This is a genomic window from Bacillus sp. AFS059628, assembly GCF_002571225.1.
Lineage (GTDB): Bacteria > Bacillota > Bacilli > Bacillales > Bacillaceae_G > Bacillus_A.
The window spans coordinates 1-15,458 of sequence record NZ_NVEC01000077.1; the positions used below are offsets into that span (position 1 = coordinate 1).

General features: G+C 36.9%; 14 protein-coding genes and 2 riboswitches. Of the genes, 3 read left to right on the forward strand and 11 right to left on the reverse strand.

Annotation, left to right across the window (positions count from 1 at the left end):
• Window positions 1-174: 174 nt before the first annotated feature.
• The 6 genes from COL05_RS24290 to groES all read right to left on the reverse strand — a co-directional run bounded on the left by COL05_RS24290 (window position 175) and on the right by groES (window position 8,121).
• The gene (locus tag COL05_RS24290) at window positions 175-1,680 is read right to left on the reverse strand and encodes a sensor histidine kinase (protein WP_098670454.1); all 1,506 of its coding nucleotides are present in this window, start codon (window positions 1,678-1,680) and stop codon (window positions 175-177) included.
• Complete coding sequence (locus tag COL05_RS24295; protein ID WP_098670455.1) at window positions 1,664-2,365, reverse strand: response regulator transcription factor; 702 nt, start codon at window positions 2,363-2,365, stop codon at window positions 1,664-1,666. The genes COL05_RS24290 and COL05_RS24295 overlap by 17 nt, the downstream gene beginning before the upstream one ends.
• A 144-nt stretch (window positions 2,366-2,509) precedes the next feature.
• The gene (locus tag COL05_RS24300; protein WP_000833097.1) at window positions 2,510-3,835 is read right to left on the reverse strand and encodes an NCS2 family permease; all 1,326 of its coding nucleotides are present in this window, start codon (window positions 3,833-3,835) and stop codon (window positions 2,510-2,512) included.
• A gap of 127 nt (window positions 3,836-3,962) precedes the next feature.
• A riboswitch (purine riboswitch) is annotated at window positions 3,963-4,064 on the reverse strand.
• A gap of 154 nt (window positions 4,065-4,218) precedes the next feature.
• Window positions 4,219-5,757 carry a glutamine-hydrolyzing GMP synthase gene (gene guaA / locus COL05_RS24305; protein ID WP_142337646.1) on the reverse strand — a complete coding sequence of 513 codons (1,539 nt, stop codon included), beginning with the start codon at window positions 5,755-5,757 and terminating at the stop codon, window positions 4,219-4,221.
• Window positions 5,758-5,922: 165 nt separating this feature from the next.
• Window positions 5,923-6,024, reverse strand: a riboswitch (purine riboswitch).
• 139 nt (window positions 6,025-6,163) lie between these two features.
• The gene (gene groL / locus COL05_RS24310; protein ID WP_098670457.1) at window positions 6,164-7,798 is read right to left on the reverse strand and encodes a chaperonin GroEL; all 1,635 of its coding nucleotides are present in this window, start codon (window positions 7,796-7,798) and stop codon (window positions 6,164-6,166) included.
• 38 nt (window positions 7,799-7,836) lie between these two features.
• Complete coding sequence (gene groES, locus COL05_RS24315) at window positions 7,837-8,121, reverse strand: co-chaperone GroES (RefSeq protein WP_000917306.1); 285 nt, start codon at window positions 8,119-8,121, stop codon at window positions 7,837-7,839.
• Window positions 8,122-8,522: 401 nt separating this feature from the next.
• Between groES and COL05_RS24320 the strand changes: the two genes are divergently transcribed.
• Together COL05_RS24320 and COL05_RS24325 are read left to right on the forward strand one after the other, a co-directional pair.
• Entirely contained in the window at window positions 8,523-9,272 is a 750-nt protein-coding gene (locus COL05_RS24320; protein ID WP_098670458.1) for a CPBP family intramembrane glutamic endopeptidase, read from the forward strand.
• Window positions 9,269-9,460, forward strand: coding sequence for a YdiK family protein (locus tag COL05_RS24325; protein ID WP_001246207.1), 192 nt, complete (start codon window positions 9,269-9,271; stop codon window positions 9,458-9,460). The genes COL05_RS24320 and COL05_RS24325 overlap by 4 nt, the downstream gene beginning before the upstream one ends.
• A gap of 29 nt (window positions 9,461-9,489) precedes the next feature.
• Here the strand turns inward: COL05_RS24325 and COL05_RS24330 are convergent, their stop codons facing one another.
• Window positions 9,490-10,119, reverse strand: coding sequence for a redox-sensing transcriptional repressor Rex (locus tag COL05_RS24330; RefSeq protein WP_048528493.1), 630 nt, complete (start codon window positions 10,117-10,119; stop codon window positions 9,490-9,492).
• A gap of 187 nt (window positions 10,120-10,306) precedes the next feature.
• Between COL05_RS24330 and COL05_RS24335 the strand changes: the two genes are divergently transcribed.
• Window positions 10,307-12,229: an ABC-F family ATP-binding cassette domain-containing protein gene (locus COL05_RS24335; RefSeq protein ID WP_218937612.1), complete on the forward strand. Its 1,923-nt coding sequence runs from the start codon at window positions 10,307-10,309 to the stop codon at window positions 12,227-12,229.
• A gap of 420 nt (window positions 12,230-12,649) precedes the next feature.
• Here COL05_RS24335 and tsaD read toward each other — a convergent pair whose 3' ends face one another.
• Genes tsaD through tsaE form a run of 4 tightly spaced genes read right to left on the reverse strand, consistent with a single transcriptional unit; the run spans window position 12,650 to window position 15,269 of the window.
• Entirely contained in the window at window positions 12,650-13,666 is a 1,017-nt protein-coding gene (tsaD, locus tag COL05_RS24340) for a tRNA (adenosine(37)-N6)-threonylcarbamoyltransferase complex transferase subunit TsaD (protein WP_098670460.1), read from the reverse strand.
• Entirely contained in the window at window positions 13,666-14,109 is a 444-nt protein-coding gene (gene rimI / locus COL05_RS24345) for a ribosomal protein S18-alanine N-acetyltransferase (protein ID WP_000367197.1), read from the reverse strand. Before rimI ends, tsaD begins: the two co-directional genes overlap by 1 nt.
• 13 nt (window positions 14,110-14,122) lie before the next feature.
• On the reverse strand, window positions 14,123-14,815 hold the full coding sequence (gene tsaB / locus COL05_RS24350; RefSeq protein WP_098670461.1) for a tRNA (adenosine(37)-N6)-threonylcarbamoyltransferase complex dimerization subunit type 1 TsaB: 693 nt from the start codon (window positions 14,813-14,815) through the stop codon (window positions 14,123-14,125).
• A complete protein-coding gene (tsaE, locus tag COL05_RS24355) occupies window positions 14,796-15,269 on the reverse strand; it encodes a tRNA (adenosine(37)-N6)-threonylcarbamoyltransferase complex ATPase subunit type 1 TsaE (protein ID WP_098670462.1) in 474 nt (157 codons plus the stop codon). Before tsaE ends, tsaB begins: the two co-directional genes overlap by 20 nt.
• Between the last annotated feature and the right edge of the window lie 189 nt (window positions 15,270-15,458).

Below are 15,458 nucleotides of genomic sequence, written 5' to 3' on the forward strand. Positions count from 1 at the left end.
TCAATGTCAACTAAGTTTTTTATTTCGTTTGCCGCTTTCGACGTTAATGTCATCGGCGACTTGTTCTATATTACACCTCTAACCTACAATCGTCAATATGTTTTTATAAAAAATATAAAAAGGCTTATTTCTTTTAACATAAGCCTTTTTATCCTATATCATTCTATTCATTTATTATTTTTCTATGATTGGTAACGAGACGATAAACTGAATAATACCATCCTCATATTCTGCTCGAATACTACCACCTTGCAACTCAACAATACTTTTCGCAATCGCTAATCCAAGTCCTGATCCTTCTGTTACTCTACTTCTAGATTGATCTTTCTTATAGAAGCGTTCAAACAAACTTCCTAACTCTTCTCTCGTAAACTCTTCACTATGATTCGCAATTACAATTTGTATATCCCGGCGCTGCCTTTGAAGAGAAACTTTTATCTCTCCATCATCTTTACTATACTTAATTGCATTCATTAATAAATTATCAAATACACGGACCATCTTTTCCGAATCAACCGCTGCATAGGCACGCTCCTCCGGAAACTTCTTAACAAACGTAAGTCCATGCTCTTCTGCCTGCGGTACTAACTCTTCTATTAATTGCTCGAGTAACTCATTTATACAAACTTCTTGTTTTTCTAATATAACTTGCTCATTTGTTAACTTCGTATACTCAAATAAATCTTCTATTAAATTCTTTAACTGCTCTGACTTCGCAAAAGCAATTCTCGTATATTCATCATGTTGTTCTTTATTTTCATATTCAGAATCTCGAAGTAATCGCAAGTAACCCATAACGGAAGTCAGCGGTGTACGTAAATCGTGGGATACATTCGTAATAAGCTCATTCTTCTGTTTCTCTAATTTCCGTTCTTTTTCTATATTATTCATAAGCTCTTCCGCCATATTATTAATATTCTCAGTTAAAGACGCAATCTCATCTTCACCTTTCTTCTCAATACGGTACGCTAAGTTGCCTTTTTCTATTTCCTTTACACCTTGTGCCATCGCTTCAATTTGTTTCATCTTTCTCTTTGTTATATAGAAGAAAGAGAAAATGAATACGAGTACACCAATTAAAAATGGGAATGGGCCTTCTTGCGTATGATATCGCACTTCACCTCCCGGAATCCCACTAACAAACATGTATAAATTCTTATCTTCTATTGTTATAGGCGCAAAAGCTATAAATTCCTTTCTTGTATTTTCAAATTCATCTTGACCATTGGAATAGTTGATTGCAAATGATGCTGCATTACGAATTGTATTGTGTAAATCAATTTGTTCTTCTTGTGCCTGCTTCGTCTTATATACAACTTTGCCGCTCTCGTCAGTAACCAGTACTTTTAAAGCTCTAGATCCTCGTTCTAAATTTTGGTTCTCCATTTCAATCATATCGGATATAGCTTCTAATTTATTTTCGTGAACTGAACTATTCGCCACACTTTGAGCTTGTTGGTGGATATCTCTCATACCAGACCGATAATCGATTGTCGCCTGCCGATTCGCATTCTCAAAAAAAGGCGCTGCTCCCTTTGCAAAGAAAAGCCCTAATAACGCACAAGCAGTAAACGCAGTAATAAGTTGAATTCGTATACTCCGTTTCACACTCTTTATTACCTTCCTAATTAATTCTCGAATTTTCCTTACATAAGTAAATGGATTAAATATCTTTTTCAATCTTATACCCCACTCCCCATACTGTTTTTATATATCTAGGTTTCCTTGGATTCTCCTCAATCTTTTCACGTACTTTTCGAATATGCACCATTACCGTATTATCAGACTGGAAAGATCTTTCGTTCCAAACCTTTTCATAAATTTGTTCCGCACTAAAGACCATACCCGGATTACGAGCTAGTAATTCTAGAATTGAAAATTCCCTTGGGGTCAGTTTCACTTCTTCTCCGTCCACAATAACTTTATGGGTCGAGATGTTTATTTTCATCTCTCCAATTTCTAGCTCGTCCTCATTTTGTATAGCGAAACCATTCATTTTCATATAACGGCGTAACTGAGATTTAATTCTTGCGATTAACTCTAACGGATTAAATGGTTTCGTTACGTAATCATCTGCACCCGTTGTTAATCCAAAAATTTTATCCATATCTTGCGTTTTCGCGGAAAGCATAATAATTGGCATTTCTTTTTCTTCCCTTACTTTCATACACATATGAATGCCGTCTACTTTCGGCATCATAATATCTAATACGACTAGATGTACTTCATTTTCTTCTAGTAAACGTAATCCTTCTTCTCCGTCTCCTGCTTGCAGTACTTTATATCCTTCATTCTTTAAATAGATTGTAATAAGATTCCTAATTTCTTTTTCATCATCTACGACAAGTATTGTTTCGTGTGCCACAATATCTCCCCCATCACTTTTTTAATCCCTAACTTCTATTATAGGAAAACTTCTGAAGAAAAACGCTCGGAAATCCTTAAGATTTTCTGAAGACGCAAAAAAGGTCTAGACTCCCCTTAAGTCTAGACCTTTCAAAAACCCCTTTTATTTACGAACGTAGATGAAATATAGTACGAATAAAACTCCCATAACATACATAATTGGATGAATCTCTTTACGACGACCGCTTACTACCATTGTAATTGGATAGAAGATAAACCCGATTGCAATCCCTGTCGCAATACTATACGTAAGTGGCATTGAAATGATTGTAAAGAATGCTGGTACTGCAATCTCGAATTTCTTCCAATCAATTTCACCTAAAGATGAAACCATTAAGATTCCTACAATAATTAAAGCTGGTGCCGTTACAGCTGGTGTTACAACGCTTAATAATGGCGAGAAGAATAGTGCCAACAAGAAAAATCCTGCTGTTACAACTGCTGTAAATCCAGAACGCCCCCCCGCTGCTACCCCAGCAGAAGATTCAATGTAAGACGTTGTTGTTGATGTACCTAAGATCGCACCAATTACAGTTGCAATCGCATCTGCGAATAATGCTTTTCCTGCACGTGGTAATTTATTATTCTTCATTAATCCCGCTTGATTCGCAACCGCTACAAGTGTACCTGCTGTATCAAAGAAATCGATGAAGAAGAACGTAATAATAACAATCACCATTTGAACAGTGAAAATATCTCCGAAGTGTGTTAACGCTACACCGAACGTTGGTTCTAGACTCGGTATTGCTCCCACTACAGCTTTTGGCGTATCGATCAATCCTGTTGCCACTCCTAAGATCGCTGTAAGAATCATACCGTAGAATACTGCACCATTAACTTTCTTAATCATGAAGATGATTGTCGTAACAACTCCGAAGATTGCTAGTAACGTTGTGCCTTTTGTTAAATCCCCCAATCCAACAAGAACAGCATCATTTTTCACAATAATTCCAGCATTTTGGAATCCAAGGAAAGCAATGAACAATCCGATACCTGCCGCTACTGCAAACTTTAACTCTGATGGAATTGCATTAATGATTTTTTCACGAATACCTGAAGCTGTAAGAATAATAAAGATAATACCTGACATTAACGTTCCAGCAATTGCTGTTTGCCAAGGAATACCCATCGTTAACACTGCCGTATAAGCAAAGAACGCGTTAATTCCCATACCCGGTGCCAAAGCAATCGGATACTTCGCGAAAATACCCATAATTAACGAACCAATCGCCGCCGCTAACGCTGTAGCAACGAATACTGCACCTGGATCCATTCCTGTACCTGCCGGTAACCCTTTAACATTTCCAAGTGACAGCGTAGCAGGATTGACAAATAGTACATAAGCCATAGATAAAAATGTCGTTAAACCTGCTATGAACTCTGTTTTATAATTCGTGCCGAGTTCATCAAACTGAAAATAGCGCTTCATCTTACGTTTCCCCCGTTATATGATTACTCGCCGTAATCTCCTAGCCCTCTTTTATCTATTAAAAATAAAAAAGGCTTCCATTGCATATACATGGAAGCGTTCTATGAATAAAGATAAGATTCCCCTCACCTTTATAAAAACGCCTCGTAGTCAAGCCATTTACGGTAGCTAGGTAGAAACTTTCGGGCCATATCCCCGATATTATACGACGGCATAATATTCACTTTTTGTTTGAATTACATACTCATATTAACTCGGTGAAATAGTTTTGTCAATTTAAAAACGAACATTTTTAAAAACTTTTATATTTTCGTTCGTGTTAATAACAAAAATATAAAAGATCCATCTATGCATGTGCAATAGATGGATCTTTTATTACAATACTATTCCCACTCAATAGTTGCTGGTGGCTTACTCGTTACATCATACACGATACGGTTAACGTGTTTTACTTCGTTTACGATACGTACAGAGATTTTCTCTAACACATCCCAAGGGATACGTGCCCAGTCAGCTGTCATACCGTCGATAGATGTTACTGCACGGATACCTACTGTGTAATCGTAAGTACGCTCGTCACCCATAACACCTACGCTACGCATACCAGGAAGCGCAGTGAAGTATTGCCAGATTTCGCGGTCTAAGCCCGCTTTAATAATTTCTTCACGTAAAATCGCATCAGATTCACGGACGATTTCTAATTTCTCTTCTGTGATTTCACCTAATACACGTATACCAAGACCCGGTCCTGGGAATGGTTGACGCCATACGATTTCATCAGGAATTCCTAGTTCAGATCCTAATACACGTACTTCATCTTTAAATAAAGTGTTTAAAGGCTCAATTAATTTGAACTGCATGTCTTCTGGAAGTCCACCAACGTTATGGTGAGATTTAATTGTTTGGGCAGTTGCTGTACCACTTTCAACGATATCTGTGTAAAGTGTACCTTGCGCTAGGAAGTCCATTCCTTTTAGCTTAGAAGCTTCATCATCAAATACGTAAATGAATTCGTTACCGATGATTTTACGTTTTTGTTCTGGATCTTCTACGCCTTTTAACTTGTCCATGAAGCGGTCTTTTGCATCCACTTTAATAACGTTCATGTGGAAACCTTCGCTAAATGTTTTCATAACGCCTTCTGCTTCACCTTTACGAAGTAAACCGTGGTCAACGAAAATACATGTTAACTGGTCGCCGATTGCTTTATGAATTAATACTGCTACAACAGAAGAGTCTACACCGCCGCTAAGTGCGCATAGTACTTTTTTGTCTCCAACAGTTTCACGGATTTTCTCTAATTCTACTTCGATAAAGTTCTCCATGTTCCATCCTTCAGAACAACCACATGCGCCGAATACGAAGTTTTTAATTAAATCGTTACCGTGCTCAGAGTGACGTACTTCTGGGTGGAATTGTACACCGTATAAGTTTTTGTCTTCATTGCTCATACCAGCAATTGGACAAGACTCACTTGTTGCATCTACTACGAATCCTTCAGGTAAACCAGTTACTAAGTCGCCATGGCTCATCCATACAACTTGCTCTTCTGGAAGGTTCGCATATAATTTTGATTCATTCTCTACTTTAAGAACAGCTTTTCCGTACTCACGGTGGTTTGCACGTTCTACTTTCCCACCGAAGTGTTGTGTCATAAGCTGCATACCGTAACAAATACCGAAGATCGGTAATCCTAGTTCAAAGATTTTTTCATCACAATGTAATGCGCCTTCACCGTATACACTATTCGGTCCACCAGAGAAGATAATCCCTTTTGGATTCATTGCTTTAATTTCTTCCGCAGTAATTGTATGTGGATGAAGTTCACTGTATACACCGAACTCACGAATTCGACGTGCTATTAACTGATTGTACTGACTCCCAAAATCTAAAACGATAATTGTATCGTGTTGCTTCTTCAAAATAATCACCCCAACGTTAGTTCTCGTATATAAATATTTTCACCAATTTGGCGAAAAGCATTACCAATATAATAAAAAAAGCCAGTCCTCCGCCTCTAGTCTCATAACAAAGAAAAGGCAGGGGTCTGGCTTTATAAAGAAAGATAGTCTTCCGCTCTTTATAAATATAAGACACACTGCCTTCATAGTCAGGTTGTTTACGGTAACCCGGTAGAGACTCTCAAACCTTATCTTTGAGGATATATGAAGGATCGTTTTATATTATCTTCCTAGATTCTAACAATGAATTGTCGGTATGGTCAAGAGAGAAAGCGACAAAATTCTACAGAAATTCATTTCCTTTTCTAAAAAACACAAAAAAACATCCATTTCTATATAGAAATGGATGTTTTTCGAGCAAACGGAATTACATCATTCCGCCCATACCTCCCATGCCCATGCCGCCCATGTCAGGCATTGCTGGTGCATTTGGTTCTGGTTTGTCAGCTACTACAGCTTCAGTTGTTAAGAACATAGCTGCAACAGATGCTGCGTTTTGAAGTGCAGAGCGAGTTACTTTAGCTGGATCTACGATACCAGTTTCAAGCATGTTAACCCACTCGCCAGTTGCTGCGTTGAAACCAACGCCTACTTTTTCGCCTTTTAGACGCTCTACAACTACAGATCCTTCTAGACCAGCGTTGATTGCGATTTGACGAACTGGCTCTTCTAATGCGCGAAGTACGATGTTGATACCTGTTGCTTCGTCGCCTTCAGCTACGATAGAAGCTACTTTTGTGTATACGTTCATAAGTGAAGTACCACCACCTGCAACAATACCTTCTTCTACTGCTGCACGAGTTGAGTTAAGTGCATCTTCAATGCGAAGTTTGCGCTCTTTTAACTCAGTTTCAGTTGCTGCACCTACTTTAATTACCGCTACGCCACCTGCAAGTTTTGCAAGACGCTCTTGTAATTTTTCACGATCGAATTCAGAAGTTGTTTCTTCTAATTGCGCACGGATTTGACCGATGCGAGCTTCGATTTGTTCTGTGCTTCCTACACCTTCAACTACAGTTGTGTTTTCTTTCGTTACAACAACTTTACCAGCGCGTCCTAAAGATTCAATTGTAGCAGATTTTAAGTCACGGCCTAATTCTTCAGTGATTACTTCGCCACCAGTCAAGATTGCGATATCTTCTAGCATTGCTTTACGACGGTCACCAAATCCAGGAGCTTTAACAGCTACTACATTGAATGTACCACGAAGTTTGTTCACTACTAATGTAGCTAACGCTTCGCCTTCTACATCTTCAGCAATGATAAGAAGTGGTTTACCTTGTTGTACCACTTGCTCTAATACTGGTAAGATTTCTTGAATGTTAGAAATCTTTTTGTCAGTGATTAAGATGTATGGGTTATCAAGAACTGCTTCCATTTTGTCAGAATCAGTAATCATGTAAGGAGATGCATATCCACGATCAAATTGCATACCTTCTACTACATCTAATTCTGTTGTGAAACCTTTAGATTCTTCTAAAGTAATAACGCCGTCGTTACCAACGCGCTCCATTGCTTCAGCGATTAATTGACCTACTTCTTCGTCAGCAGCAGAAATAGCAGCTACTTGTGCGATAGAAGATTTACCTTCGATTGGTTTAGAAATCGTTTTTAATTCTTCTACTGCAGCAACTACAGCTTTTTCGATACCTTTACGAAGACCCATTGGGTTCGCACCAGCTGTTACGTTTTTAAGACCTTCACGAATCATAGCTTGTGCTAATACAGTTGCAGTTGTTGTTCCGTCACCAGCTACATCGTTTGTTTTGCTAGCAACTTCTGCTACTAATTTTGCACCCATGTTTTCGAATGCATCTTCTAATTCAATTTCTTTTGCAATTGTTACACCGTCATTTGTAATAAGTGGTGAACCGAATTTTTTCTCAAGAACAACGTTACGACCTTTTGGTCCAAGCGTTACTTTTACTGCATTTGCAAGAGTGTCGACACCGCGAAGCATCGAACGACGTGCTTCTTCACTAAATTTAATATCTTTTGCCATAATAATTGACCCCCTTGGATTTTTTAAGATTTATATAATTAACCGATAACTGCTAAAATGTCACTTTCACGTAAAATCAAGTAGTCTGTACCTTCGTATTTTACTTCAGTACCTGCATATTTTGAGAAGATGATAAGATCACCTGCTGCTACCTCTAAAGCAACACGCTCACCATTTTCAAGCACTCGACCAGTACCTACTGCAATAACTTTACCCTCTTGTGGTTTTTCTTTTGCTGTGTCTGGTAATACAATACCACTTGCTGTTTTTTCTTCCGCTTGAACAAGCTCAATTACAACGCGATCACCTAATGGCTTTAGCATGAACAATAACCTCCTCATTTTGTTATGTAAATTTTATTTATTAGCACTCAGGTCACCCGAGTGCTAACACACTTATAATAATAAATAATCTCAATTTCTTTTGCAAGTAAAAAAATCATAATTTTTTCGCAAATTAAGTTATACACTTTTCTATATAGATTCTCTCTTCTTCTACCTTTACTATATGAATCGTTGTTTCCACTACTCGTATGTTACAATATGAAAGGACACCCTAAGTTGTTTTCGCTACACACACAACTTTCTCCTGTCTTCTATTATAATTTCAAATAAGGATTTACGAAAAAATCATAATTTATGTAAGGTTTATATCGTAGGTAGCATATGTACATGTTATCCTACCTTATCTCATACACTAGAGTTAGAAAGGATGGTTAAACCATTTGAAAAAACAATATTGGTGGGTTATCGTTACATACATTTTAATGCAGTTATCATCCATAGCTGGATTACCGCTTCTCCTGAAAACTGGACTTTATGATAACAGAGGATTTACTAGGGAGGAAAAATTCCAACTCATAACTGGCCACTGGGCAATCATTAGCTTCTTTATTGCATTATGTATCGTGCTTTGGTTACTTAGAACAGATATTCGTGATAGACATTTAGATAAAACGCGGTCTACTGTTCCAGCTACAATTGGATGGATTTTTATCGGATTCTTCTTAGCATTTTTCTCACAAAGTATTGCTGGTATGATTGAAATGTATGTATTAGGTATTAAACCTGGATCTGAAAACACAGCGAGGCTTATGGATATCGCAAGAACTACTCCTTGGTTCCTAATTGTTATATCTATAATCGGACCTATTCTAGAAGAAATCGTGTTTAGAAAAATTTTATTTGGTACACTTTATAAGAAGTTTAACTTCTTTATTGCTGCTATCATTAGTTCTCTCGTATTCGCAGCAATTCATTTTGATTTCACTCACTTATTGGTATACACTGCTATGGGGCTCGTATTCGCCTTCTTATATGTAAAAACGAAGCGTATTATCGTTCCAATTGCGGCCCATGTTGCAATGAATACATTAGTTGCAATTGCTCAAGTGTTAGTGAGTAACGAACACATTCAAGAAATGATTAAAGAAGCTGAAAAAATGCAAGGCTTTATCGGAGGATTTTTAGTATGAGAAACTCACCATTGTTCATGGCTATATTGTACTTCCTTCTAGGATGTATCTTTACACACCTCGCCATTAGGAACGTAACAGATACAATCTGGAATATGTGGACAATACTATTTGCAGTTATGGCAACAATTGATTTTAATTTGGCACTTCGCCTTATATTAGTTAAATTCACAAAGAAAAAACAATAATAAAACGCAGAGGTCGCTTCCTCTGCGTTTTATTGTGGATAATTCTTTAAAAAGTAAACAAGTGTTTGTAACTCTACTGCTAAATCAATATGATGAATTCTTATATTGTCTGATACATTTAAGCGTGCTGGCGTGAAGTTTAAAATACCATGCACACTCGTTTCAGCTAATCTATCTGCTACAGATTGCGCTACTGTAGCCGGTACTGTTAATATTGCCACTTGTATATCATTTGATAATCTTTCTTCTAATTCATCTAAGTGATATACAGGAATGCCTCCGATTTCTGTTCCTACTTTCTCTTCACTAACGTCAAACGCCATTTCAATTTTTGTATTATTGTTTTTCGTGAAATTATAATGTAAGAAAGCGGTCCCCAAATTACCTACTCCAATAAGCGCTACACGTGTTATATCATCTTGGTCGAGTGTTTCACGGAAAAATGATAATAAATAATTTACGTTATATCCATATCCTTTTTTCCCTAACGCCCCAAAGTATGAGAAATCTCTTCGAATAGTTGCGGAATCAACCTTTACCGCTTCACTTAATTCGGCTGATGAAACACGTTGCTTACCAGACAGAGATAAGTTTTGGATAAATCGATAGTATAGAGGCAATCTCTTAGCAGTGGCTTGTGGAATTTTCTGCTGTTCCATATAACCTCTCCTCTCTTCCTATCTTTATTCATATGCTTTAATCAAATACAGAAGTTTAGCACTTATTAAATTCCTTGTATAATAGAAAGAAGAAGTATTCTCTCTGTATTTTAAACTATACACTATTTTTAGTATGATTGAGAAATATAAACATGGCAAAGTTAAGAAATTATTTGAGGTGAAAACATTGATTTTATTACAAGTAAACGCGCTTTCGAAATTATACGGTGCAGAAACGATTCTTGCAAACATAAAATTGGAAGTTCAAACGAAAGATCGCATCGCATTAGTCGGACGAAATGGAGCTGGAAAATCTACTTTATTAAAAATAATAGCTGGTGAGCTATCTCATGATGGTGGCGAAATTATAAAACCGAAAGATGTCTCAATCGGATACTTAGCTCAAAATACCGGTTTAGAAACGTCTTTAACAATTTGGGATGAAATGTTAACCGTCTTTACACACTTGCAGCAAATGGAGACAAAACTTCGAAGGCTAGAGCAAGAGATGGGGAAAGAAGAAAACTTTTCAAACGAGGCTACATATGAAAGATTATTAGCTGATTATGACCAATTACAATTAGATTATAAAGATCAAGGTGGCTATCAGTATGAAGCGGATATTCGTTCGATTTTAAGCGGTCTTGGCTTCCCAGTTGAAACGCACCAGACGACGATTTCTACATTAAGCGGTGGACAAAAAACACGATTAGCTCTCGGTAAATTATTATTAACGAAACCAGACTTACTTATTTTGGACGAGCCTACAAATCATTTAGACATCGAAACATTAACATGGCTTGAACAATATTTACAAGGCTATCCTGGCGCAATACTAATCGTTTCTCATGACCGTTATTTCTTAGATAAACTCGTTACACAAGTATATGAAATTTCGAATAAAGAAAGCAGACGATTTGTTGGTAACTACAGTAAATATTTAGATTTAAAATCAGCACTATACGAGCAAGAAATAAAGCGTTATGAAAAACAACAAGATGAAATCGCTAAGCTTGAGAACTTCGTTCAAAAAAATATAGCTCGTGCATCTACGACAAAACGTGCTCAAAGCCGTCGTAAACAATTAGACCGAATGGAATTATTAACAAGACCATTAGGTGATTCTAAGTCAGCTTCCTTCCACTTCGATATCGAAAAACAAAGTGGAAATGATGTTTTACAAGTAAAGGATGCGACTATCGGCTATGATGAGGATCCGATTATTGAACATGTAACAATGCGTTTAACTCGCGGGGATAGTGTTGCTTTAGTTGGCCCAAACGGAATTGGAAAATCTACATTATTAAAATCCATTGTGAATAAGTTACCACTATTACATGGTGATGTTTCTTTCGGATCCAATGTATCTGTTGGGTATTATGATCAAGAACAAGCTAACTTAACATCTTCTAAACGAGTTTTAGATGAATTATGGGATGAATATCCATTACAGCCTGAAAAAGAAATTCGCACAATACTAGGCAACTTCTTATTCACAGGAGACGATGTACTAAAACCAGTATCCTCTCTTAGTGGTGGACAAAAGGCTCGGTTAGCTCTTGCAAAACTTATGATGCAAAAATCGAACTTATTAATTCTCGATGAGCCTACGAACCATCTTGATTTAAATAGTAAAGAAATCTTGGAGAATGCTTTAATTGATTATCCAGGTACCCTTCTGTTTGTCTCACATGACCGTTACTTTATTAATCGTGTAACGACAACTGTTGTTGAGTTATCAACAGAAGGTGTACAAGAATATTTAGGGGATTACGATTACTACGTCGAAAAGAAAAATGAGATGATTGAACGTGCGGAATTAGAGCAAGAAGATGAAGCACCCGTTCAAAAGACAGTTGCACAAGAAAAATTAAATTATCTCGAAGAAAAAGAGCGCAAAAAGTTGGAGCGTCAACGTACTCGAAAAATTGAGGAACTAGAACAAAACATTGTACAATTTGAAGAAGAAATTGCTACATTAGAAGATCAACTTTGCTTACCAGAAATATATGCAGATTATGAAAAAGCTAGTGAAATTACAACGAAAAAACAAACGTTACAAGAGCAACTTGATGCTTGTATGGCAGAATGGGAAGAACTGCATTTATAAGAGTAGTAATAAGAAGGATGTCTCATCAGTCAATATTATTGACGATGGGGCATCCTCTTTATCTTCTAGTCCAGTTCAACGTCTATTACATAAAAGATTCGACACAAGATATCGATTTACCGACAAGGTTTGACAATATTAGCGTTCCCTATAATAAAAGCATATTTCAAAATGTTTTTTAAAGATATCTTCTTGTTTTTTATTTCCCGAAAAAGAATACATTCAAAGGTCAGACTTCATCTTATTTATCCACAAGTTTATACACATATCCACCTTTATAAAATAAACATCAAAATAACTTTTTCCACATTATCCACAATTAATAAAAAAGTTATACACATTTTATATACACAATAAAACCCATATTATCAACACATAATATGGGTTTTATCCACAAGCTGTGGTTAATTTTGTGTATAACTATGCTTCAATATCTAATCCTGGATTTGCATTTAAAGCTAATGTAGCTCGTTTTCCTTGTTCATATGCAATTGTACCTGCCGCTGCAATCATTGCTGCATTATCTGTGCATAAAGATAGAGGAGGAATAATTAGCTCCACATTTTCTTTTTGGGCAAATTCTGTTTCTAAGCGCGCACGAAGTCCTTTATTCGCAGCCACTCCACCAGCAAGAAGCACTTGCTTTACGTTATAAGCATCCGCTGCACGAGACGCTTTCGTTACTAGTACATCAATTACACTCTCTTGGAAACTTGCTGCTAAATCTTCCGGTGCAATTTCTATTCCACGTTGTTTTGCGTTATGCACAGTGTTGATAACTGCTGATTTCAATCCACTGAAACTGAAATCATACGAGTCCGGTTCTAGCCATGCACGAGGTAAATCGATTGTCGGTTCTCCTTCATGTGCAAGACGATCGATATGAGGACCACCTGGATATGGCATAGATAACGTACGAGCTACTTTATCATATGCCTCTCCTGCTGCATCATCTCTCGTTTCCCCAATTACTTCAAATGAACCATGTTCTTTCATATAAACAAGCTCTGTATGTCCACCAGATACAACAAGTGATAACAGTGGGAATTGAACTTCTTTTACTAAACGGTTCGCATAAATATGGCCAGCGATATGATGAACACCAACTAGAGGGATATCATGTGCAAACGCCACTGCTTTCGCTGCGTTTACTCCTATTAGAAGCGCTCCTACTAAACCAGGCCCTTCTGTTACAGCAATTGCATCAATATCATCAAATGTGATATTTGCTTCTTTTAAGGCTTCTTCTAACACAACTGTAATTTCTTCTACATGATGACGAGATGCAATCTCTGGTACAACTCCGCCAAAACGTTTATGACTTTCAATTTGTGATGCAACGACGTTCGCAATAATTTCCGTTCCATTTTTAACAACCGCTACTGCTGTTTCATCACAACTTGTTTCAATACCAAGTATAATCGTATTTTTTTCCATTATATATTCACCCACATTACGAGACCATCTTCCTGATTGTCTGCATAGTATCGTTTACGAATTCCACCATTTTGAAATCCGTATTTTCTGTATAACTGTTTTGCTACTTCATTTGATACACGTACTTCAAGTGTCATCGTTTTTACTCCTAGAGTTTTCGCCTCGGAAATAACTTCTTTCAATAAAGCATCTCCTAGCTTTTGACCTCTATATTCTGGCAAAATAGCTATATTTGTTATATGTGATTCATCAATAATTATCCACAATCCACAATACCCAATTACACGGCCATCTTTTTCTAGCACAACATAATGTGCATGTTCATTCATCGTTAACTCACGGTGAAAGGCATCTGCAGTCCAAGGAGTTGAAAAAGATGCTTCTTCAATAGCTACAATTTGAGCGATATCATCGAGTTCCATCTTTCTAAATATCATATCCATCCTCTGCAAGCTCCTACTTGTTTTGACTTTCCAACCACTTTGTTTCAGCTTCAGCTAAACGAAGATAACTAGGCACAAATGAATGTACATCTTGTTCTTCTTTTTGTAATCCTAAGAACGCTAACTCACTTGGTCTTGGGCTATTTTTAGTGAAAGGAGCAAATACAGCTTGATCGCCTAAATGTTCGATAATCGTTTCTTTGTGCAATTTCACATCGTTACCAATAAATAAAACAGGCTTTCCTTTATCTTTTAACATTTGCAACCAGTCTACAATAAGGATGATTCGGTCTTCTTCTATAGAAGTTAAATCCTCTCCTTCATATGTATATAAGCCAGTATAGATTTGTCCACGTCTTCCATCAAATAAAGGACAGATTAATCCATCAAAATTAGCTCCATTTGCAGCCACTACTTCTAAACTTGATACACCTACAATTGGTATTTGAAGTGACCAAGCCAATGTTTTAGCAGCTGTCACACCTATACGAACACCTGTATATGATCCAGGTCCCGCAGCTACAACAATTTTCGTTAATTCCTTTGGTTTTACACCGCACTCTTTCAACAGTTGTTCTACAGCTGGCATAAGACGTACAGAATGGTTTTTTGTTAAATTTGTAATGATTTCCCCAATTACGTTTCCTTCTTCAATAAGGGATACACCCATCACGTAATTCGAAGTATCAATTGCTAGTACTTTCATCTTGTAATAGCTCCTCACATAATCTAATATAGCGATCTCCAATTGGCTCGAGTACAATTTTCCTTGTATCATCTCCAGCATGGAATAAACTAATTTGTAACTTTTCATTCGGTAAATACGCTTCTATTAAATGAGCCCATTCTACCACCGTAATTCCTTCACCGTAGAAATACTCATCAAATCCTAAGTCCTCTTCACTTTCTGCTAAGCGATACACGTCCATATGATATAGCGGTAATCTTCCTTTATATTCTTTAATAATATTAAAGGTAGGACTATTTACAACTCTTTTCACGCCAAGACCCTTTGCTAGTCCTTTTGTAAAAGTCGTCTTACCAGCCCCTAGATCCCCTTCTAAAATAATTACATCTTGCACCTGGACAAGTTCACCTAGTTTTTCTGATAATCTTTGTGTTTCTTCAGATGATTTTGTTGTTATTTCATATTTACTCACAGACTTCACCTACTTTACTCACAATGTTCTCTGCTCTTTATTATACAGGTTTTGAATATATAAAAAAGTCCTTAGGAGTTTTCCTAAGGATAGTTTGACTGTCTTTATTAGTTTTTTGTTAAAACAAATAAAAAAATACGAAACAACATGTTTCGTTCTTTTCTTTATATAAAATGGCGGTCCCGACCG